The sequence below is a fragment of the Streptomyces laurentii genome (genome assembly GCF_040635425.1).
In the GTDB taxonomy this organism is placed as follows: Bacteria; Actinomycetota; Actinomycetes; order Streptomycetales; family Streptomycetaceae; genus Streptomyces; species Streptomyces laurentii.
On record NZ_JBEYHT010000009.1, the window covers coordinates 116,655 to 138,817 of the forward strand.

At 73.2% G+C, this 22,163-nt stretch carries 14 protein-coding genes; 11 read left to right on the top strand and 3 right to left on the bottom strand.

Annotated elements, in window-relative coordinates; translation table 11 throughout:
• Window positions 1–90: 90 nt before the first annotated feature.
• Window positions 91–6,831, top strand: coding sequence for a putative T7SS-secreted protein (locus tag ABZ693_RS08715; RefSeq protein ID WP_359874885.1), 6,741 nt, complete (start codon window positions 91–93; stop codon window positions 6,829–6,831).
• Window positions 6,828–9,749: a right-handed parallel beta-helix repeat-containing protein gene (locus tag ABZ693_RS08720; protein ID WP_359874887.1), complete on the top strand. Its 2,922-nt coding sequence runs from the start codon at window positions 6,828–6,830 to the stop codon at window positions 9,747–9,749. Before ABZ693_RS08715 ends, ABZ693_RS08720 begins: the two co-directional genes overlap by 4 nt.
• A gap of 17 nt (window positions 9,750–9,766) precedes the next feature.
• Here the strand turns inward: ABZ693_RS08720 and ABZ693_RS08725 are convergent, their stop codons facing one another.
• Complete coding sequence (locus tag ABZ693_RS08725) at window positions 9,767–10,675, bottom strand: ricin-type beta-trefoil lectin domain protein (protein WP_359874889.1); 909 nt, start codon at window positions 10,673–10,675, stop codon at window positions 9,767–9,769.
• A 753-nt stretch (window positions 10,676–11,428) separates the two neighbouring features.
• Here ABZ693_RS08725 and ABZ693_RS08730 point away from each other — a divergent pair.
• The 3 genes from ABZ693_RS08730 to ABZ693_RS08740 all read left to right on the top strand — a co-directional run bounded on the left by ABZ693_RS08730 (window position 11,429) and on the right by ABZ693_RS08740 (window position 13,456).
• Complete coding sequence (locus ABZ693_RS08730; protein WP_359874891.1) at window positions 11,429–11,851, top strand: RlpA-like double-psi beta-barrel domain-containing protein; 423 nt, start codon at window positions 11,429–11,431, stop codon at window positions 11,849–11,851.
• 92 nt (window positions 11,852–11,943) lie between these two features.
• Window positions 11,944–12,564 carry a twin-arginine translocation signal domain-containing protein gene (locus tag ABZ693_RS08735; RefSeq protein ID WP_359874893.1) on the top strand — a complete coding sequence of 207 codons (621 nt, stop codon included), beginning with the start codon at window positions 11,944–11,946 and terminating at the stop codon, window positions 12,562–12,564.
• Window positions 12,565–12,577: 13 nt separating this feature from the next.
• A complete protein-coding gene (locus tag ABZ693_RS08740) occupies window positions 12,578–13,456 on the top strand; it encodes a MauE/DoxX family redox-associated membrane protein (protein ID WP_359874895.1) in 879 nt (292 codons plus the stop codon).
• A gap of 114 nt (window positions 13,457–13,570) precedes the next feature.
• Here ABZ693_RS08740 and ABZ693_RS08745 read toward each other — a convergent pair whose 3' ends face one another.
• A complete protein-coding gene (locus tag ABZ693_RS08745; RefSeq protein WP_359874897.1) occupies window positions 13,571–15,097 on the bottom strand; it encodes a S8 family peptidase in 1,527 nt (508 codons plus the stop codon).
• A 267-nt stretch (window positions 15,098–15,364) separates the two neighbouring features.
• Here ABZ693_RS08745 and ABZ693_RS08750 point away from each other — a divergent pair, with 267 nt between their 5' ends.
• The 6 genes from ABZ693_RS08750 (at window position 15,365) to ABZ693_RS08775 (ending at window position 21,453) form a co-directional block, all read left to right on the top strand.
• A complete protein-coding gene (locus tag ABZ693_RS08750) occupies window positions 15,365–15,832 on the top strand; it encodes a MarR family winged helix-turn-helix transcriptional regulator (protein WP_359874899.1) in 468 nt (155 codons plus the stop codon).
• 213 nt (window positions 15,833–16,045) lie between these two features.
• The gene (locus tag ABZ693_RS08755; RefSeq protein ID WP_359874901.1) at window positions 16,046–17,254 is read left to right on the top strand and encodes an MFS transporter; all 1,209 of its coding nucleotides are present in this window, start codon (window positions 16,046–16,048) and stop codon (window positions 17,252–17,254) included.
• Window positions 17,255–17,279: 25 nt separating this feature from the next.
• Window positions 17,280–17,648 carry a nuclear transport factor 2 family protein gene (locus ABZ693_RS08760; protein WP_359874903.1) on the top strand — a complete coding sequence of 123 codons (369 nt, stop codon included), beginning with the start codon at window positions 17,280–17,282 and terminating at the stop codon, window positions 17,646–17,648.
• A 17-nt stretch (window positions 17,649–17,665) separates the two neighbouring features.
• Window positions 17,666–18,505, top strand: a complete 840-nt coding sequence (locus ABZ693_RS08765; protein ID WP_359874905.1) for an aldo/keto reductase — start codon at window positions 17,666–17,668, stop codon at window positions 18,503–18,505.
• Window positions 18,506–18,858: 353 nt separating this feature from the next.
• Window positions 18,859–19,944 carry a PP2C family protein-serine/threonine phosphatase gene (locus tag ABZ693_RS08770; RefSeq protein WP_359874907.1) on the top strand — a complete coding sequence of 362 codons (1,086 nt, stop codon included), beginning with the start codon at window positions 18,859–18,861 and terminating at the stop codon, window positions 19,942–19,944.
• Between the two features lie 315 nt (window positions 19,945–20,259).
• Window positions 20,260–21,453 (top strand): hypothetical protein, encoded by a 1,194-nt coding sequence (locus ABZ693_RS08775; protein ID WP_359874909.1) that lies wholly within the window; start codon window positions 20,260–20,262, stop codon window positions 21,451–21,453.
• A 185-nt stretch (window positions 21,454–21,638) separates the two neighbouring features.
• Here the strand turns inward: ABZ693_RS08775 and ABZ693_RS08780 are convergent, their stop codons facing one another.
• Window positions 21,639–22,118: a hypothetical protein gene (locus tag ABZ693_RS08780; protein WP_359874911.1), complete on the bottom strand. Its 480-nt coding sequence runs from the start codon at window positions 22,116–22,118 to the stop codon at window positions 21,639–21,641.
• Window positions 22,119–22,163 lie beyond the last annotated feature (45 nt).

The window sequence follows — 22,163 nt, forward strand, 5'->3', positions numbered from 1 at the left end:
GTGACATACGTCACAGCATGAACCGACAGTAGCCTCCGCTGCGTTGACCAGGTGTCGGCGACGGGCACGAGGAGAGGGCCGGGAGGCACAGTGGCGTCACGCCCCGGGGACTGGAGTGCCCTCGGCAGAGGGTCCGACCCCACGCCGGGCGACCCGGCCACGCTCACGGCCATCGCGGACGCCATGCGGGACCTGGCGGACTCGGCCGGCGTCGTCAACAACGGCCTGCGCGAGCTGCAGAACACCGCCGGGGACGGGCAGCGGTTCATCGGCAAGACCGCCGACGCCCTGCGCGACGTGGTCGACGAGCACCTGCACCGGTTCGTCGGACGCGTCGAGGAGTCCTTCCGTATCGCCGAGGGCGCGCTGCGCACGTACGCCACCGCGGTGACGAACGCGCAGGCGGAGGCCGACCAGGCGCTGAGCACCGCCCAGGGCCTGTCCGAGGACGATCCCGCGCGCGAGACGATGAAGGAACGCGCCGAGAGCGCCGCCTCGGACGTGTCCACCGCCGCCAAGAACCTGCGCGACGCGCTGCACCACGCGGGCACCCTGATGGTGCAGCCGGTCAGCGACTGCGACCTGTTCTGGGAAGTCTTCCAGTGGCTCACGATCATCATCTCGGTGATCGCGGTGTTCACCGGCGGCATCCTCGGCATCCTCGCCTGGGGCATGAACGCCGCCCTGCTCATCAAGACCATCGTGGACTTCAGCCAGGGCAAGGCGAGTGGCCTCGAACTGGGCCTCGCCTTCCTCGGGGTGCTCTTCCCCAGCACCAAGGGCATCAACGTCGGCGCGCTCCTCAAGGGCCTGGGCAACACCCTCAAGGGGGGCGCCTCCGGTCTCGCCGGATCGCTGCGCGGACTGACCTTCCAGGCGGGCAACATCGCCCGGCTGACCGGCCTGCCGCACTTCGTGGTCCTTCCGATGATCGTGGGCGCGAAGATCGGCGCCTCCTTCCACTTCGACCTGGCCGCGATCGGCCGGGGCATCGTCGCCGTGGGGCAGGGCGGCTGGAAGGGCCTGGTGGTGACCGTCCGCGGCGACTGGAAGGCGGCCACCGCAGGCGCCTCCGGTGCCTGGGGCCGGATCGGCGCCTACACCGTGGTCAACCTGCAGCGGCTGGGCCGGTTCACGGTCGCCGCGCTGGTCCCGCTGAACTTCGCCGAGATGAGCGTGCTCGGCATCGGCGGCGCGGCGCGCCTGGCGTTCGGCGAGCGCGTCCTCGGCATCGCCCAGCCGGACCTGCACGCGCTGCTCCTCAACGCGGGCCGGGTGGACGCCGCGGTGCGCGGCGGCAGCCCCCTCGCGCACATCCCGCCGGGCGCGCTGGTGCCCGTACCGCCGCTGGCTCCGCCCGGGGTGCGGTTCGGCGCGAACGGCCTCTTCGGGGTCCCGTCGCCGGGCGCGCTGTTCCGGCCGGGGGCGGGCGCCGGGTTCACCGTCACGGCCGACCTCGTCCACCTGTCGCTGACGAAACTGCCCACGGTCGATCTCGGCTCGCTCGGCTTCGGCGGCCTCAACGGGCTGCGCGGACTGCCGGGCCTCGGCGCGCACACCGGACCGGGGACGGTGGTCCCGCACGGTCTCGGGGCCGCCCCGGTGGTCGGCGCGGTGCCGACGCCCGGGACCGGGATACACCTGCCGGGCGGGCTCACGGCGCCGACGCCCGGGACGGCGCTGCAACTGCCGCCCGTACCGCACGGGATGACCACCACGCCGAGCGGTCTCAGCGTCCCCGGCGGACTGTCCGGCGGCGCGCACCTGGTGGCCCAGGCCGACCTGGCAGGCGGTCAGGTCCGGCTGGACGGCAACCTGCTGGTGAACGGCAACACCGCCATCGACCTGCTGCGCGACGCCCACACCCCGGCGCCGCTCGCGCACACCGCCCCGCAGACCACGGTGGGCGTGCACCCGGGAGCGGCCGGGGTCTCCAGCGTGCCGGTGGCGGGTGTGGGCGACGGTGTGTCGATGGCGCGGGGCGCGGTCGGGTACGCCGAGGACCTGGACGGCCTCACCTTCGGCGAGCTGCACGCGCTGTCGCTGGGCGACGTGTCCGTCACCGGCATCCGGGCGGACGGCATCTCGCTGCGCATCGGCGACGCGCCGGTACGGACGATCGACGCGCACGCCATCGCCGCCACGGCCCCGGTCGGTGCCGCCCCGGTGAGCCACGTCCCCGGTACGGGCGCGGCGCAGGGGCTGCCGGGTGCGGTCGCGGGCGCCGGGGCGGCCACGCACGTGGGCGGCGGCGCCGTACGGGCGGCGGGCGCGGACGCGGCACACCTCGTACCGGGTCCGGTGGTCCGGGCGCCGGACGCGAGCGCGGCGCATCCCGTACCCGGTCCGGCGACCGGGGTCCCCGGCTCCGGCGCGGCCCACGCGGCCCCGGCCACCGGCACCCTCCCCGCCCCCGGGACGGGCGCGGTGCACATGCCCACCCCGGGTACGGCTCCGATCCCTGCCCCGGTCCGTGGCTCCGGAACCTCCGTGCCGTCCGTGAACACCGCGGCGAAGGCGTCCGGCGACGGCGTGCCCGTACCGGGGCGGAGCACCACCCCGCCGCCCGCGCCCGCCGCACCGGCCCTCAACCCGCAGGAGCTGGCCCTGAGTCTGCTGCGGGGCGACGGCCCGGCGGGTCCGCCGCCCGTCGCCACCGGCGTACGCGGCGTCCGCGCGGAGAGCGCCGGCGCGGTCTCCGCGCGCCCCGCGCTGGACACCGCCGGCACCGCGCCGCGCGGCGCGGCCGACGCCGCCCTCGACCTGGTGGCCCGCCCGGGCCGCACGGGCGGCCCGGACCTCGCCGCCCACGTTCCGGCCCCGGCCCCGCACGCACCCGCACCGCACCCCTCCGCCGGGGACGGCGCCGTGCCCGTGCCCGCCTCGGCCGTGCCCGGCCCGCCGCCGGTCCGCGGCGGCGGGGGCCCGGCCTCGCGCATCGGCGGTGACGGTCTGTCCGGCCCGGAGCCCCTGCCGCCGACCAACAGGTGGGGCGCCCAGGACGCGGTCATCACCATCAACCGCCGGTTCCACGCCGCCCGTCAGATCGTGATCGGCGACACCTCCGGCCCCCTGGCCGCCGCCCGCCTCAACGGCTGGGCGTCCTACGAACAGGCGATCAGCCGGCTCGGCCATGCCGAGAAGGAACTCCAGCACTTCGCGCCGCCGGGCAAGCCAGGAGCCCCCTCCACCGTCTCCCCCGCCCACCAGAAGGCCTGGGACGCGTACGCCCGCGCCGAGCAGGTCTTCGACAAGGCCGAGGACACGTTGCGCGGGCTCGGCATGGATCCGGCGGCCACCCTCCGTGAGATCCGGAGCGTCTTCGGTCGCCTCATGCACGAACGCGGCCCCTTCGCCCTCGGCGGCGCGCCCACCCCCGGCCGCCTCGCCGGACACGCTCCGACGCCGCCGCCGGGCGCGGTGGAGCATTCCGTGGACGACCTCGTGAACGACATCACGGACGACGTCATGGACCTGGACCTCGCCGCCGTACCGCACGGGAGCACGGGACACGCCCCTCCGGCGCCCCGGCCCGGCGTGGCCGACGACGCCATGGACGTGGACATGGACGCGGGCGCCGGTGCCCACCCGCCCGCGCGGTCGCAGGACGCGGTGTCCGCCGAAGGGGGCGGCGGTGCCCACCCGTGGACGCCGCCCGGCCACCAGGGCCCCCGGCAACCGCCGCACGTACTCGTCAACGATGCCTTCCGCAACGGCCCGCCCGGCCGGACCAGCCCGCCCACGGGCCCGCTGAACGAAGCGCAGTACCTGGACTTCGTCCGCGAAAGCGTGGCCGAATCCCGGCCCCTGGGGTTCGTCGTCAACGCGATCGTGCACTTCGACGGTCTGGCCGGCGGCGGTCTCCAGAGGTTCCTGAACACGGTCGACGCGGGCCTGCACGGCTTCGACGGGCGCGTGGCGGTCGTGATCGGCGTCAACGGGCCCGATGCCGTGAGGGCCGCCCTCCAGACCGCCATGCGCGAGGCGATGGAGGGCGCCAGGTTCTCCCACCCCTTGGCGCTGGTGCACGTGCCGTACAACGCCAAGGGCAACTTCAAGTACGGGACGGTCCGCAACGCCGTACTCGACAGCGCGGCCGGCACCCACCTGGCGCGCGGCATGATGGAGAACAACCTCCACCCCTACTTCTCCATCATGGACTTCGACTTCCATCCGCACGTGGTCCCCGACGGCCGGCACGTCTTCCAGTACTTCGACGAGACGCTGCGCATGCCCGACGAAGGCGCCGTGCGCGCGGCCGGCGGGACGCCGGAACCGCCGCTGCGCCCGCTGATGATGGCCGGCGGCTACCGCGCACCCGACCTCACCTCGCCGGGGGCGACCGCTCGCCTGGTGGAGGAGATCAACGCCAAGATCGTCAAGGAGTTCTCGGACGCCCCGGCGAAAATCAAGGCGAAGGACGCCGAGGGCAGCGGCAAGGCGAAGGAGCCCGCGGGAGGCGGCAAGGGACCGGAGGCCAAGGGCAGCAAGGGGAAGGGAACCAAGGGCGGCGGCAAGGGGAAGGAGCCCGAGCCGAAGACCCCGCCGGTCATCACGCCGGACGAACTGCCCGGTCTGCTCCAGCGCATCGAGCACGACATGAACACCCGCACGCGGCTCGCGCGCATCCACCCGCAACTGCCCTACGCTCCCGAGCCGAACCTCTTCGTGGACGCCGCCGCCACCCTGCTCTCCCGGCCGGGCACGGCGCCGGTCCGGTTCGGCGACGGCGCGGGCGAGTTCGCCACCCTCAGCGAGCGGCTCAACCGGCTCAACGCCTGGGAGCTGGACCGGCGGCTGCCGCGCCCCCACGACACGCTCGACGGGAGCCGGGACCTGCTGGGCCGGGCGGCCGACTCCCTGCGCCCGGGCGGACCCCCGCTCCCGGTGCACGAACTGCCGGCCGCCCGGGACGCGATCCGGCGACTGGCCGACTTCCTGGACAGCCCCGGTTCCCACACGGGCTTCAACACGCATGCTCTCCGCTCCTTCGCCGAGCACCTCGGTACGCCGCCGACGTCCAAGGGCAAGGAACTGGCCGACGCCAGGAACCCGCAGCTGCTGGACGACGCCCTCGCCGCACTGGACGACCGTCCCGCCCAGCGGGCCGTCGCCGCCGGCAACACCGCTCTGCCGGAGCGCGGGGCGGCTTTCGTCAACGACGTGCGGGGTGCCGCCGTGCCGACCGACGTGGTGCGGCTGATCGCGGACGTCAAGCTGAAGGGAAAGCTGGCCCAGGACCACGCCGAGAACATCAAGAACCCGATCGACCGGCTGGTCGGCGCGTCGGACACACAGTCCAACGCGCAAACGGCCCGGAAGAACATCAACGCGGCCGATCACCGGGACGAGTGGACGGGCCGCCCCGACAACCCGTTGGGCAACGGTGCCACCGGAGTCAGGACCGGCCAGGACCCGTTGTTCCCGAACACGCACGCCCCTCGGCCGGCCCGTCTCACCGACCCCACGCCCGGTGCCCACGACGGTCCGGTCGCGCCGCCGCCCACCCGCGACGCGGGCAACGTGGCGAGCGGTCTCGACTCCCGTCTGGGGACCGACATCAACACACCCGGCTACGCGGTCTCGGCGTCCGTGCCCGGCGGCGACGGACTGCACGCCGGAATCACCCCCGACGAACTCCGGCTCTCCACCCGCGACATGGCCCTGGCCAACGACCGTATGACGCTGCTGCGCCACCTGCGCTACCTGAAGGCACAGCACCTGGCCCCGGGAACACAGCTGCCGCGGCCACCCGGCTCGCTCTTCGACGCCCTGGGCCGCCCCGCCTCCGCGGGCGAACCGCCCCTCGATCCCCAGCGCCTGCTGAACGAGGTCGTGGACGCGCTCGACCAACGGCCCTCCGCCCGCACGACCACCGCGAAGGGCATGAAGGACTTCGCACAGAAGAACTTCAAGCCGTTGCTCGACCGCCTGGGCGCCGAGGGCATCGGCGTCGAGGACTTCTTCACGCGCCTGTCCCTGGGCCGCGTCCACCCGCCCTCCGACACCCTCCAGGGGTTCATCGCGAGCGGGGAGCGGTTCGCCGTGGACCCGGGCGGCTTCCTCGTCCTGGAGCGGTACGCGGCGGCGCTGGGCCGGGACATCCAGGTCACCGGCGGCGACGGCGTCCTTCACACCGTACCGGCCACCGCGTCCGGGGGCCGCGGCGCGAACCCGCTCCTTCTCACCTGGGACCACGGCCGCGGCTGGCGGGTCGGCGACCCGGCCGGCCCGGCGCACGCCGGGCCCGGCGGGTCCGGACCCCAGGGGGCGGCGCATGCGGGTACGGGTGCGGGCGACGGAACCGGGCTCGATGCTCCCCGGCCCGCCAAGCGCCCCCGCGACGCCGACGAGGCCGACGACGCGGACACGTCCCTCCCGGACCCCAAGCGCCCCCGTGGCTCCGACGAGGCCGGTCACTCGGGCACAGGCTCCCCACCGGTACCGGACGAGCGCGGCACGATCCCGATCGAGCACCAATGGCGGATGGCGGAGGCCGAAACCGAGATCACGCGTGCGCGCGGTGAACTCGAGGCGGCACAGCACAGCCTGGACCTCCAGACGCGCGACTGGCGCGCCCTGAACCACCGGTCGGCCTCCGGCGCCCCGGAGCTCGAACAGCCGATCCGCCGGGTCCAGGACGCCCAGGACGCGCTGGAGCAGGCCGAGGACCGGCTGTCCGAACTCCGCGCCGAGTTCCCCCGCTTGAGCACGGAGGGCCTCCCCGCGGACCACATCAACCACCGGATCGACCGGCTGCGGCCGGGCGGCTCCCTTCCCCCGCCCGCCCCGCCGCGTCCGCCCCGCCCGCCCCACGGAGGAACCCCGTGACCCCGCCCGCCCCGCATCGCCCCGCCGCCCGCCGCGCCGTACCGGGCGGCGCCGACGCGGCGTACACGACCATCACGGCAGCCCTCGCGGCGGCGGAACCGGGCGACACCGTGTTCGTGACGCCCGGCGTCCACCGCGAACGGCTCCGCCTGGACCGGGACGTCACGCTCCGGGCGGCCGGCGGCCCGGAGGACCCGGCGGGCCCCGTGGACTCCGCGGACCCGGTGGACTCCGCGGACCCGGTGGACCCGGACGGCGCCGCGCCGGGAGTCGTCCTGGCCGCTCCCGGCGCGGGGCCGGGCCCGGACGCCGAACCGGACGCCCCGGTGCTGGAGGTCTCCCCCGGCGTCCGCGCGGACCTGGCCGGAATCACGGTCCGCGGCTCCGTCGGCGACCGGCCGGCGGTCGTGCTGTCCGGCGGTTCCTGCACGTGGACGGGAGGCGGTGTCATCGACGGCCGGCTCGACGTGCTCGGCGACGCCGCCGCCACCCTGCGCGGGCTCACCCTGCGCGGCGCGCACCTGGCCGGAATGCTGCTGCGCACCACCGGCACGGTGCGCCTCGACGGGTGTCTGCTCGCCGGCATCACCGGCACGGGCCTGGTCGCGGGCGGCGACACGGCGCTGGAGGTCACCGGCACCACCGTGCGTGCGGTGACCGGCTCGGCGCTGCGTATCCGCGAACGCGCCCGGCTGACGCTGAGCGGCAGCCTCGTCGAGGCACCCGGCCGCAGCGGACTGCTGGTGGAGGACTCGGCCGCCGTCGACGCGGTGGACTCCCGGCTGAGGGACTGCGGTGCGGAGGCCGTACGCGTCCTCGGCAGCTCCCCGCTGTCCGTAAACGAGGCCCAGGGGCCGAAGTCGGACCCGGACGGAGATCTGTACGAGCAGGCGCACCCCGGCCGGGACGGCGGCGTACGCGTGTCCGGATGCGAGCTGACCGGCGCCGGGGCCGACGCGCTGAGCGTCACCGGCACGGGTCAGACGGAGCTGCGGGACTGCGCCCTGCGCGACTGCGCCGGCTCCGGGGCCGCAGTCGGCGGCAGCGCCCTGCTCCGGCTCGCCGCCGTCCGGATCGTCCGTACGGGAGGAACGGCGCTGGCGGTCCGGGACACGGCGGAACTGGTGGCGGCGGACACCGACGTCCGGGACGCGGGAGCGAACGGCGTGCTGGCCACCGACGACGCGGCGGTCCGCCTGACCGGCTGTTCCGTGACCGGAACCCGCTACAGCGCCGTCCATGTGGGCGACGGCGCCACGGCGGTCGTGGACGCCCTGCGGGTCGCGCGGTCGCCCGAGCACGGGGTGCACGCGGTGGCCTCGGCTTCCCTGGAACTCTCCGACACGCGGATCACCGGCTGCGGCATGTCGGGCCTCGACCTGGCGGGCGACGTCCGGGCCCGGGTGGCCGGCCTGGAGGTGGCCCACTGCCACCGGGGCGTGACAGTCTCCGGGCCGCGGGGCGAGGCGGAACTGACGGACTGCCGGGTGTCCGACGTGGAGCGGGCCGCCGTGGCCCTCGGACCGGGTGAGGTGCGGCTGGAGGGGGCCCGGCTGCTGCGGGCGGGGACGGCCGCCCTGGTGGTGGGCGAGGACGCCCGGCCCGTCGTGGCGGACGTGGAGATCCGGGACGCGGCGGGCTCCGGGATCGTGGTGGCCGCGGGTTCCCGACCGCGGCTGCGGGACGTACGCGTGACGGCCGCCGGGAAGAACGGCCTGGTGGTGGAGCCGGGCGGGGGCGGCACCTTCGAGGACGTGGACATCGTGGCGCCCGGCTACCCGGCGGTGTACGTGGGCGCGGGCGCGGCACCCGAGCTGCGGCGGGTCCGGGTCCGGGACGCCGAGGAGGACCTGAACGCCGATCCGAAGGCGGCTCCGGTGACCGAGGACTGTGTGTCGCTGCGGGTGGCGAACGCCGTATGGCCGCGTCCCGGCGGCGTTCCGGCCCGCCGGGGCGCGGAGGTCCCCGCGGGCACCGGAGGCACGGAAGACACCGCCGCGGCCGACGGGAACCGCGGCGCCGACCACGACGGCAAGGCGGACGGAACCGGCGAGGACGAGGCGGAGAGCCTGGAGAGCCTGCTCGCCGAACTGGACCGGCTGATCGGACTGGAGGGCGTCAAGCACGATGTCGCCTCGCTGGTCAAGCTGATGCGCATGGTGCAGCGCCGCGAGGCCGCCGGGCTGGCGGCGCCGCCGCTCAGCCGGCACCTGGTGTTCGCCGGAAACCCCGGAACGGGCAAGACCACCGTGGCCCGGCTGTACGGGCGGATCCTGACCGCCGTCGGCCTGCTGGAGCGCGGCCACCTGGTGGAGGCGGACCGCTCCGCGCTGGTCGGCGAGTACGTCGGCCACACCGGCCCGAAGACCCAGCGGGTCTTCCAGGAGGCCATGGGCGGAGTGCTGTTCATCGACGAGGCGTACTCGCTGGCGCCGGCCGGCGGAGGCGGCGGAAACGACTTCGCGCAGGAGGCCATCGCGACCCTGGTGAAGCTGATGGAGGACCACCGTGACGCCGTGGTCGTCATCGTGGCGGGCTACCCGAACGAGATGGAGCACTTCATCGACTCGAACCCGGGCCTCGCCTCACGCTTCAACCGCACTCTGCTGTTCGAGGACTACAGCACGCCCGAGCTGGTCCGGATCGTCGAACAGCACGCGTCCACGCACCAGTACCACCTCACCGACAACGCCCGCGGCATGCTGCACGCCTACTTCGGGCACATGCCGCGCGACGGCCGGTTCGGCAACGGCCGGTCCGCCCGTCAGGTGTTCCAGGCGATGACGGAACGGCAGGCGTACCGGGTCGCGGAGATCGAACTCCCCACGGAGGACGACCTGGTGACGCTCTGCGCACTGGACGTCCCGGAGCCGGACGTCCCGGCGGCGCTTCCCGCCGCCGGGAGCACGGCCCGCTGACGCCGGCCCGCACCGGCTCAGCCCAGACGCCACTTCTGGTTGCTGTTGCCGGTGCAGCGCCACAGCTGCAGCTTGGAACCGTCGCCGGTGGACCGGCCCTTGACCTCCACGCACTTGTTCGCCTGCGGGTTGACGAGGTCGCCCTCGCCGCTCATGACGAACCGCTGCGCCGGGTTGCCGCTGCACCGGGCGAGCTGGATGGAGGCGCCGTCGTCGGAGGAGCCCCAGGCCACGTCCATGCACATGCCCATGGCCCGGAGGGATCCGTCGCCACGGAACTCCCAGCGCTGCGGAGCCCGTCCGTCGCAGTCGTGGATCTGGAGCTGGAGACCGTCGACGGGGATGCCACCGGAGACGTCGACGCAGCGCTGGGAACCGATGCCCACGATCAGCGATCCGGCCGGCGGAGGCGCGGCCTTCTTGGTCGGCTTCGGCGCCGGACGTGCCGTCGTCTCCCTCGGCCGGGGCTGCGCGGGCGCCCCCGGCTCCCGCGTCCCGCCGCTGTCGGGTGTCCGGGGCGCGTCGGGCGTCCGGTTCACGGGCGGCGGCGCGATGTGCGCGGGGGCGCCCGGGGTCGGCGGCGGCGCCGCGGACGCGGGGCCCTGGGAAGGCGTGCCGGAGGCGGCCGGCGCGGCCGGTGCCGCGGATGCGGGGCCCGTACGGCTGGGCGCGGGAACGGCGGCCACGTGGGCCGCGGGCTCGTCCGACACGAAGGTGACCCGGCCCAGGGCGGGCACGGCGAGGGCCACGACGGCGGTCGCCACCGCCGCACCGGCCACGGTGGTCCAGACGCGTCTCTCCGGCAGCAGCCGACGCCGGGGCGTGGCGGGCCGGCGCCGGAAGGCATCGGCGAAACGAGGCCCGTCGGAACCGGCGCCGGACGTGCCGGACGAGGGGTTCGGGCGAGCGCTGTCCTGGGACGGCACGTGGGGTCTCCCGTCGACTCGTAGGCCTGTAGGGGCCGGGGCGGACGCATCCTCCGACGCGATACGGGACCACCGGCCCCAGCACGCCACACCTGCGCCCTCACCCACACCCGTACATGAGGCGTAGTCACGCACGCCTGCCCTGCGGGCAGTTCACCACCGTGACCCGGACAGTCTAGGGCAGGGCATCACGGCCAGGGTCCCCGGACAATGCGTCGGGCAACCGGGGGTCTGGCGAACGCGGGCCGTGGACCGGAGTGGAAGTACCACCCGGTGTCCAGCGCCCGGTTCATCCGCTCCGTGCTCACCGGCGAGATCCACTCCGGCATCCTCGACCACCTGCCCGTCGACGACCACACCTTCGATCCGAACGACGAGATCCTGGGCGACTGACGGGGCCGTCGGCACGAGTGGCGGCCGAAACGGATTGGCCCCGCACGCTTCTTCCGGTCACGGGGAGAGACGCGGCATCATGGGGCCGTTCCATCCGCATCGCCGTTTCAGACGACGCGCACGACGCGGCACGAGGCCCGTCCGGGCTGCCCACCAGCGCACGGTCCGCCGGATCATCGGCATGGCACAGCACGGAACGTTCCCGCTCCCGTGGTGAAGACGACCGCGGTCTTCGTCATGCGCGACTCCATCGGAGCGCTTACGGCATCGCCGCGACACCCGGCGCGACATTCGAGCATCGTCGACTTGTCATGCACCGGTCATACAGTTCACGACACCTCCCCCACGAAGGGAACGGACATGGCTTGTGGATCGACCTACCTCTGGGCGGGCGAAGCCACCTGGTTCTGCTGTGGCAACGCCTGGGGCTCCTGCGGCAGCGAGAACACCGGCGCCTGCGGCACGTGCCAGTCCTCCAAGAACATGGCCGCCTGGCCCAACCTCTCCTCCGCCTGCTGGAACATCACCCGGCCCGACCTGTGCGGCGAGAACATGCCGCGCCGGGCCTGCGGCTCCGTCATGAACATCCGGCATCAGTGCTCGGGCGCCACGGTGTGCGTCACGCTCGCCGACTGCGGTCCGCGCACCCAGAGCTTCTGCGGTGAGGCGACGTGCTGCAGCGGCACGTGCCGCACCAACCGGGTCGTCGACCTGACCCCGGCCGCGTACTCCGCGATCGGCAGCCTCAGCTCCGGCCTGCTGCCCGTCTACATCTACGAGTGACCGGGCCCGGATCCACGAGCGACCCCGGTCCGGGGCTCACCACGGACCAGGAACAGTCCGGCAGGAGCAGCAGACACAGCAGGAGGGACGACATGGGCCACAACCAGGAGTCCGGCGGGCGCCGTCTGGACCGGAGGCGATTCCTCACCGCGGCCGCCATCGGCGGCGCCACCATCGTCGGCGCGTCCGCGCTGGGCGGCCTCGACGCCGAGGCGGCCTTCGCCGCGCCGATGCCCTCGCTCGACCCGGCGATCCGGGCCGCCTTCGCCGAAGGACGCGTCGTCGCCGTCAACCGCGGCGTGCTGGACGTCGCCGGCTCGCACGGGGAGCGCCATCTCATCCAGCTGACCAACGCCACGAGCGTGTGGAAGCTGCGCACCACCACCGCGGAGGCGATCGAGTCCGGCGACGGGCTCTACGCCCGCGGAGTGACGATGCCCGACGGGACGATCGCCGCGGACGCGGTGTGGGTCAACATCGTGAACGTCCACTGCACGATCCGCGGCATCGCCAAGGACCGGCTGCACCTCGCACACGGCAACCACGAACTGGTGGGCCGGATCGTGCCCGCCACCACCACCGCCTCCTACCTCGGCGGCGCACTGACCTCGGATCTCTCGCGGATGCGCATCGGCCAGACCGCTCAGGTGCTGGGCGCCTGGCGGCCCGCGGACAACCACATCGACATCGCCCGCCTGACTCTCGGGCACTGAAGGAGGCGGCTCCATGATCCCGGTCGTCTCCGCCCTCGCGCCGCTGGTCTGCGGACTGTTGCTGGCACCGGCCGGCGCGGGCAAGCTCTTCGGACGGCACACCTCCCGGCTGGCGGCGAACACCGTGCTCGTACGGGTGCTCCACGGCAGCCGACGGGCCACGCTCGCCCTGCGCGTCCTCGGCGCGGCCGAACTGGCCCTCGCCGCCGCACTGCTGGCCGCCCCCACCACGGTCGTTCCCGGCGCCGCCACCGCCGCGCTCGGCCTCGGCTTCACGGGCTACCTCGCCTACTCCAAGGCCACCGCGCCCGAGTCGTCCTGCGGGTGCGGTGCCCGCGCGGAGGGCCCCATCGGCGCACGGTCGTTCATCAGGGCCGGGCTGGTCCTGGCCGGCGGTCTGGCGGCGGCCACCGCGGACACCACCTGGTGGTCGGAGGTCTCCGGGCACCCGGCCGCGTCCTTGCTCTTCCTCCTGGTCACGGCGGCTCTCCTGCCGGCCGTCTCCTCCGACCTGGATCACCTGTGGCTCCTGCCGGTGCGCAAGGCCAGGCTCAGGCTGTTCGGCAACCCGCTGCCGTCGTCGGCCGGCGTACGCGTGCCGGTCGACGCGTCCGTGGAACTGCTGGAGCACTCCCTGGCCTGGCAGGCCGCGCGGCCGGTGGTCCGCTCGGCGCTGCTGGACCACTGGGACGACGAGGGGTGGCGTGTGCTGCGCTACGCGGGCACGTACCCGGACCCGCACGGCACCCGCCCGGTGAGCGTGCTGTTCGCCCTGGACCTCACGGCGAGCATCGACACCGCACCCAGCCCGGCGGTTCGTGTCTCGCTGGTCGACGAGGAGAGTGAACAGGTTCTTCCCGCCGACGCGCTCGCTCTTCCCACCGCTCCGTAGAGCCGAGGAGGAACGAGGGCCGCCCTCGCGGGCCGCACCGTCCTGGACGGCGCGGCCCGCGCGACCTCACGCGCGGACAGTCGCGACGTACGGAGAAGTCCCGCGCGGTAAGGGCTACTTGACCGCGCGGAATGCGTTGACGATGCCGTATCCGTAGAAGCCGTTGACGCGCTGGTCGCCCGCGCAGACGGCGTCCACGACGCCGTCGCCGTTCCAGTCGTACGGGTCCGCCGGGCACCCCGGGTTGTCCGCCTGGGCCTTGAGCATGGTCTGCAGCTGGGCCGGAGTCGCCTGCGGGTGAGCCGACTTCAGCAGCGCGGCCACACCGGCGACGTGGGGAGTGGCCATGGACGTGCCCTGTTCGTAGCCGTACTGGTTGTCCGGCAGCGTCGACAGGATGCCGCCCGATCCGGACGGCGTGTCCGCGGCCTGGTACTGGTCGCCGCCCGGCGCCGCGACATCGATCTCGCCCAGGCCGTAGTTGGAGTAGTACGCCTTGGCGTTCGTCGCGCTGGTCGCGCTGACCATGACGACACCCGGCAGCTGCGCGGGCACGTCCCAGCAGGTGCGCGGGGCGAGCGTCCGCTTCGCCGGGGCGGAGCCACCGGGGGCCGCACCGCCGGCGCCGGGCAGGGTGGACAGGTCGCCGTTGGAGTTTCCGGCCCCGCCGACATTGAGGGTGCCCTTGCGCTGCGCGTACAGCTGGGCGCGGTTGACCGCGTCGACGATGGCCTTCTGGTCGGGGTCGTCCAGGCAGTTGTACTGCCACGGGTCCACGTAGTAGCTGTTGTTGGTGATCTGCACGCCGTGGTCGGCGGCGAACACGAAGGCGCAGACGACGCTTTCGGCGTAGATCAGCTGGCGCGGGATGGGCTGGGAGACCGTGATGGCGGAGACCCGCACACCGGGGGCCACGCCCGCGATGCCGACGCCGTTGCGGGCCGCGGCTATCGTGCCCGCCACGTGCGTTCCGTGGAAGTAGTTCACGTCGGCCGGCCGCCAGGAGCCGTAGGTGGTGTCGGCCTTGCCGCTGACGCAGCTCGCGGACTGCGACGGGGAGAAGTTCGCGGCGAGGTCCGGGTGGGTGTCGTCGACGCCGGTGTCTATCACGGCCACCGTAACGTTTCTGCTGCCCGGGTTGATCTTCGCGGCCTTGTCCGCGCCGATCGCCGGCAGGTCCCACTGCTCGGCTTCGAGGGGCTCGGCACCCTCACCGGCCGCCTTCTCGAGCCTCGCGGCCTCACCCCGGGAGAGCGGGCGCACCGGACCCTCGTCGTTCGTTCCCGCCGCGCTGAGCGGCGTGGCCCGCGTGGCCCCCGCCGACCGCACCCCGGGCACCGCGCGCATCCGCGCGCCGAAGTCGGGGTTCGTCGCATGGGCGACGATGACGCCGATCCTGTCGTAGGTGACGACGATGGTGCCACCGGCCGCGGTGACGGCCTGCCGCACCTCCGCGATCGTGCGGCGGTCGGTCCTGGTGTTGACGACGTACGTCGGGACGTCCGCGTCCTCGGCCTGCGCGGCGGACCGGGCTCGGGGCACTGCCGCCGCCGACGCGGGGGCGGTGCCGAACGAAGCGGCCAGCGACAGCACGACCGGAACGGCGAGGCCGAACCGGAGTAACGAACGAAATCGAGCCATGTGGTCTCCCCATCAACCGGGTGCGGGACCCGCCCGCAGGCAGAGCGCCGGCCGGACAGGTGTGACGGATGGTGCAGGGGTGAAGCTATCCCGGCGGCTCGGCGGCCAGCAATGACTCGGCAGCGAATCGATCAGGCCATCGATCATGGCGCAGACCATCCCTCGACCCGCCAGTCATATAATTGCAGTCGCGCTATATCTGCACTAGCTTATTTTTGCACTGATGGCATATCCTGGGTACACGAGCCGAAAGGAGACCGGAAGCCCATGACCGCCACGGACCCCGCGCTCACCGCACTCTCCAGCGGTTGGGGCGCACTCTCCCTGCTGCACAGCCGGATCGAGGCGCACGTCGAGCGCGCCCTCCAGTCGGGGCACGGCCTGAGCGCGCGCGAGTACTCGCTGCTCGACGTGCTCAGCCGCCAGCACGACGGCGACGGCGGACACCTGCAGATGAAGCAGGTCGCCGACGCGGTCGTCCTCAGCCAGAGCGCCACGACCCGCCTGGTCACCCGCATGGAGGACCGCGGACTCCTGTCCCGGTACCTGTGTCCGACCGACCGTCGCGGCATCTACACCAACGTCACCGCCGCCGGCCTGGAGCTTCTCCGGGAGGCCCGGCCTACGAACGACATCGCCCTTCGCCAAGCCCTGGACGAGGCCGCCGGGAACCCCGAGCTGGCGTCGCTGGTCGCGGCGGTCGAGGCCGTCGAGACGTCGGCGCAGTCCGCGTAAGCCCCACACACCACTCGCCACCCCGGTCGGCGACGGAGAGCCCCCCGTTCGAGCCCTGCGCCCGAACGGGGGGCTCTTTGCCGCGCCCGCACGCACAGCGCTGACGCCCACCTACGCACCGCACCGCCTACCCGCGCTTGCATTAACAGGCGCATGCAATTATTGTCGAAGGACGCAAAGAGCTCACTCAAGCAATCACGGGAAGGCTGGGCCATGCCGCTCGCACTCCTCGCCCTGGCGGTCGGGGCCTTCGGAATCGGGACCACCGAGTTCGTCATCATGGGGCTGCTGCCCCAGATCGCCGCCGACTACGGCGTCACCATCCCCACGGCGGGTCTGCTGGTCACCGGCTACGCGCTCGGCGTCGTCATCGGCGCGCCGTTGCTGACCGTCCTCGGCACCAGGGTGAGCCGCAAGACGATGCTGATGGGGCTCATGGGCCTGTTCGTCCTCGGCAACCTGCTCAGCGCCTTCGCCCCGAGTTTCGGGATGATGCTGGTCGGCCGCGTGGTCGCCTCGCTCGCCCACGGTTCGTTCTTCGGCATCGGCTCCGTCGTCGCCGCGGGGCTCGTCGCCCCGCAGAAGAAGGCCGGCGCCATCGCCCTGATGTTCACCGGTCTGACCGTCGCCAACATCGTCGGCGTACCGCTCGGCACCTTCATCGGGCAGGCTGTCGGCTGGCGCACCACCTTCGCGATCGTCGCCGCGCTCGGCATGATCGGACTGCTCGGCATCGCCAAGCTCGTCCCCGCGCTGCCCCGTCCCGAAGGCGCCCGCCTGCGCGGGGAGCTGACCGCCTTCCGCAACCCGCAGGTGCTGCTCGCGATGGCCATGACCGTGCTCGGCTTCGGCGGCGTCTTCGCCGCGATCACCTACATCGCCCCGATGATGACCGAGGTCGCCGGATACGCCGACGGCGCCGTCACCTGGCTCCTCGTCCTCTTCGGCATCGGCATGTTCCTCGGCAACCTCCTCGGCGGCCGGTACGCCGACCGCGCCCTGATGCCGATGCTGTACGTCACCCTCGGCGGCCTCGCGGTGGTCCTCGCGCTGTTCACCGTGACCGCGCACAACCAGGCACTCGCCGCGGTCACCGTCTTCCTCGTCGGAGCGCTCGGCTTCGCCACCGTGCCCCCGCTGCAGAAGCGCGTCCTCGACCACGCCCACGGCGCCCCCACGCTCGCCTCCGCCGTCAACATCGGCGCCTTCAACCTCGGCAACGCGCTCGCCGCCTGGCTCGGCGGCCTCGTCATCGCCGCCGGCCACGGCTACACCTCCCCGAACTGGGTCGGCGCCGTCCTCGCCGCCGCCGCCCTCGGCCTCGCCTTCTGGTCGGCCGCGCTGGAACGCCGTACCCCGGCGCCCGCGGCGGCCCAGGCCGAGACCGGCGGCGCCCCCGCCCCCACCCTCGTACACCACTGAACCGATACCCGGCAGGAGCTCCGTCATGAGCACCCTCCCCACCCGCACCCCGGAAGAGGTCTTCGCCGACCACGGCACGCGCCTCGGCACCGGTGACCTCGTCCTCATCAGCGAGAACTACACGGAGGACGCCGTCCTCATCACTCCGGAAGGAGTGCTGGCCGGGCGCGCGGGAGTCCGTGAAGTCATCGGCCGGCTGCTCGCCGACCTTCCCGACGCCGAGTGGCGGCTGACCCCGACGTTCGCCGCGAACGTCCTGTTCCTGCAGTGGACCGCCACCGGCGCCGACCACGAGGTCACCGACGGCGTGGACACCTTCGTGTTCCGCGACGGACTCATCAGCGCCCAGACCATCCGCTACACCCTCTCCCCCCGCGCCACGCGCACCAAGTGAAGGAGCACCCGCACACCATGGCACCGTCCACCTCCCTCACCGTTCCCACCGTCAAGCTGAACAACGGCGTCGAGATCCCCCAGCTCGGCTTCGGCGTCTTCCAGGTCGCCGACGACGCGACCACCGCCGCCGTCACCTCGGCCCTCGAGGCCGGCTACCGCAGCATCGACACCGCCGCCATCTACGGCAACGAGGCCGGTGTCGGCCGCGCCCTCGGCACCTCCGGGCTGGCCCGCGAGGAGCTGTTCGTCACCACCAAGCTGTGGAACGCCGACCAGGGCTACGACGCCACGCTGCGCGCCTTCGACGCCGGCCTGGCCAAGCTCGGCCTCGACTACGTCGACCTGTACCTGATCCACTGGCCGACCCCGGCCCGTGACCTGTACCGCGACTCCTGGCGCGCCCTGGAGCGGCTCGCCAAGGAGGGCCGGATCCGCGCCGCCGGTGTCTCCAACTTCCAGCCCGAGCACCTGCGCCGCCTGATGGACGGCGCCACGCTGACCCCGGTCGTCAACCAGATCGAGCTGCACCCCGCGCTCCAGCAGTCCGAGCTGCGCGCCTTCCACGGCGAGCACGGGATCGCGACCGAGGCGTGGAGCCCGCTGGCGCAGGGCGCGGTCCTCGACGACCCGGCTATCGTCGCGATCGCCGCCGCCCACGGCAAGTCGCCCGCCCAGGTCGTCATCCGCTGGCACCTGCAGCTCGGCAACGTGGTCATCCCGAAGTCGGTCACCCCGGCCCGGATCCGCGCCAACTTCGATGTCTTCGACTTCGTCCTGACGGACGAGGAGATGACCGCGATCGCCGGTCTCGACCGCGGCCTGCGCACCGGCCCGCACCCCGACGAGCTGAACTGACCCCGCGCGCCCGCCGGGCGCACCCCCCTTGTCGGCCCGCACCCGCGTACCGCCGGCCCCGGTCCCGGACAGCCCTCCGGAACCGGGGCCGGGGGCCCGGGCGCGGGCGTCCGGAAGGACTTGCCGTGCCCACCCCTCTCCGCCCTCCCCCTCTCCCCTCCCCCGCGAGATCCTTCGTCGCCGATCCGCGGGGGCGGTGGCGTACTCCGACGGAAGGGGAGGGTCGACGCAAAGCATTGATTTATACCTCTTTGTGTACCTTTGAATGAGAGGGAAAGGCGATCTCGCTCCAGGCGGGAACGGCCCCGGCGCCCTGTCCGTGACACGGACGAACGACGGAGCACAGGAGGAAGATGACTCGGCTCGCTTTCTCGCGATCGGGCACGGCGTACGCGGTCGCCCGGATGCTGCCGTTCCTGATCATCGTCGCCTCCATCGTCATCGACGTCGCCACCCCGGACAACAACCGTTACGACCGCTTCCTCTTCGCCGCCCCGGCGCTGGCGGCGATCGCCTGGGGGCCGGCGGCGACCTTCGGCATCGGACTGCTCACCATGGGGGCCTCGTTCGGGCTCGCCGCCAGCCGGACGGACTTCCAGGTCGTCAGCGGCCCCGTCACGCTGTACTCGCTTCTCCTGGTGACTCTGGTGTCCGCGTGGTCCAGCAGTCTGCGCAGGCGCCGCGAACGTCAGCTCCAGCGGATGGGTTCCATCGCCGAAGCCACCCAGCACGCCTTGCTGCGCCCGATGCCGTCCCGGCTCGGGCCGGTCGACTTTCACCTGCTGTACGAGGCGTCCGCCCAGGGCGCACGGGTCGGCGGCGACTTCTACAAGGCGCTGCCCTCCCCCGACGGTGTCCGTCTCATGGTGGGTGACGTCCAGGGCAAGGGGCTGGGCGCGGTGGAGACCGCGTCACTCCTGCTCGGCTCGTTCCGCGAGTCCGCTTATACGGCGGGCGATCTGGCCGAGATCGCCCGCCGCCTCGACACCACCATGCGGCGCTACGCCAGGATGTGCCCCGACTCCGAGGCCGCCGACCGGTTCGCCACCGTGCTGCTCGTCGAATTCCCCGCCGATGAACCGGTGGCTCGAATCCTGAGCTGTGGCCACCCCGCTCCCCTCGTCCAGCACGGGACGGCCGTCACCACCGTGCCGATCCCCTCCCCCGCCCTTCCGGTGAACCTCGTCGGATTCGAGAACGAGGAGTTCGACATCGTCGACATCCCCTTCGCCCCGGACGACCGGCTGCTGCTGTTCACCGACGGGGTCAGCGAGACCCGGGACGCGGCCGGGGAGTTCTATCCCCTGGAGGAACGGGTCGCGGCCTGGAGCCTCCGGCCTGCCGACCGGGTCCTGCCCCTCCTCCGCGACGACCTGGCACGCTTCGCCGCCGGGAAGCTCGGTGACGACACCACCGCGATCCTCGCCGTACGCCACTGAGCCGGGCCGGCGGGGGTGGCGGCGGGCACTCGCTCTCGGGCGTACCGGCTGATGCGGGTGCCGTCCTCGCCCCGCGACCGACGGCCAGGGACGGCTGCTGCGCGACACGCCGGCAGCGGGCCTGTCACCCACCCGATCAGCGTCCGTAAAGTACGGGTGCACCGCCTATACGGCCGCGTCCCGCGCCTCAAGTGGATCAATCCGCATACTCGTCGATTTGCCCTTCGATCCATGACGGCACGGCCGGGGTGCCGCTACTCTCGCTGAGGCCGCGGACCATACTGGTCCGGCCCTGATCGCCCACTGAACGGTTCCATGGCCAAGAACAGCACCCCATCGACCACCGTCCCCGACACCGCCTGGCTCGCGCGTGGACGCCATCTCGGGCCTGAACCCGAGCGGGATGTCCGGCGCAACCTGATCGCCCTCAAGGCAGCGCGGGTGATCGACGAATTCCTGGATCTCGACCCCGTCGAGGCGGCGCGTTCCACCGACCTGTATCCGCGGGACGAGTCCGCCGACCCCGGCCCGCACGCGCGCCGTCTCTTCGAGGCGCGCTGGCGCGTGGCGGACGACGTCACCGTACGCGCACAGCTGACCACGTACGATCCGGAGTCCCGCCGCACGGACCCCGCGGGTGTCGCCTGGGTCCTGGCCGCCGAGGCCGAGCAGCCGTGGGAGCCGGGCTGGCCCTCGCCGGCCACCATGTTCTGGCCCGACAGCGATCAGGTCGCGTGGGATCACGAGGTCGCACCCGGTGTGCGGCTGCGCTCGGCAAACCACCTGCCGAAGGACGACGCCGAGCTGCGCCGCCTGCTGCAGGCCTGCGCCCGGCAGAGCTGGTTCATCCATGTCGTGGTGCACGAGGCGATGACGCCGGACGTCCTCGGACGCCAGCCGATCACGGCCTTCCTGCCGCCGAGCCTGCGCCACCAGGTCGTCGAGCACCGGGCCACACCGGAGCAGGCGGCGATCGCCGACTTCGCGCTGAAGAAGGAGCTGGGCGTGGGGATACCGCGCGGCGGCGCCGTCGTCCTTCCTCTGACGCCTCGGTCTCCCGACTACGACGCGGAGCGCTTCACCGTCCGCAGCGTCTTCCTGGACGGCACGGAGCCCACCGAACTCCTCGGCAAGATCAAGGAGTTGGCCTCGTTGCCGCGGCCTCTGCCGGCCGACGCCGAAAAGGTCCTGACGCGGCTGCGCGAGGGCTGGCACCTGCACACCCCCGACGAGGAACTGGCCCACGCGCGGGCCATGGTCACCAAGTACGCCAAGGCGCTCGAAGCCATGACGGCGTCCTGCGACCTGTACCGGGAAGCCGCCGAGTCGGCGCTCGCCGCGCTCGCGGACGCGACCAAGGGCGACGGCGTACCCCGGACGGCCTCGCCGGCGGCGGCCAAGGAGGACGCCTCCCCCTTGAAGACCCTCACGAAGACGTTCGCCCGCTTCCGGGGGCCGAACCGGCAGACGCCGGACCCGGAGGCAAAGCAGTCCCCGCTCGGCCAGTGAGGCTCCTGACCTCGGATCACCTCCCTCAGGCGCCCACTGTCCCACGGCACCGCCGTCGGCCGGCCGACGCGAAGCCGCCCTCGCCCGGTTCGGGCGGGGGCGGCTTCGTCGTTCCGGCTCACGGATCACAGGTCGCGGTCCGGGGCAGGGGTCAGGGGTCGCCTCGGAGCCGGACGCTGTGGCCGTCAGGCCCAGGGGTCGAACGGGATCGGGGTGTCGACCTTGGACTGCGCCTGCGCGAGCCGGCCCTCCGGCGTTCCGGTTCCTAGGTTGCAGGAGCGGTCCCCGTACGTTCCCCAGCCGGTCGCGCCGTACCCCGGCCCGAGGCCGATCTCGACGAAACCGGACAGCTTGCCCGTGATGTCCCGGGCCTTCTTGTAGCAATAGCCGGCGAAGGTGGTGCCGCCGGTGTCCCCGTAGGCCGCGTTGTACAGCTCCTGCCGGGTCTCGATGTGCCGGCCGATGATCGTCATCGGGCGGCCGCCGCGCGCGGCGTTCTCCAGCGACACCACGTGGGTGTACACCGCCCGCGCGTTGGCGGAGGCCGCCGGGTCGCGGTCCGTGAGCGCGGCCGATATGAGGGGTGAGGCGGCTCGGGCCAATCCCGGCACGGCGGACACGGCGGCTGTGGCGCCCAGGGCGGTGACGAACGTACGTCTGCGCAAGGCTCGACCTCCAAGATCGGACTCTTCCCCGGGGGAAGGCACGCG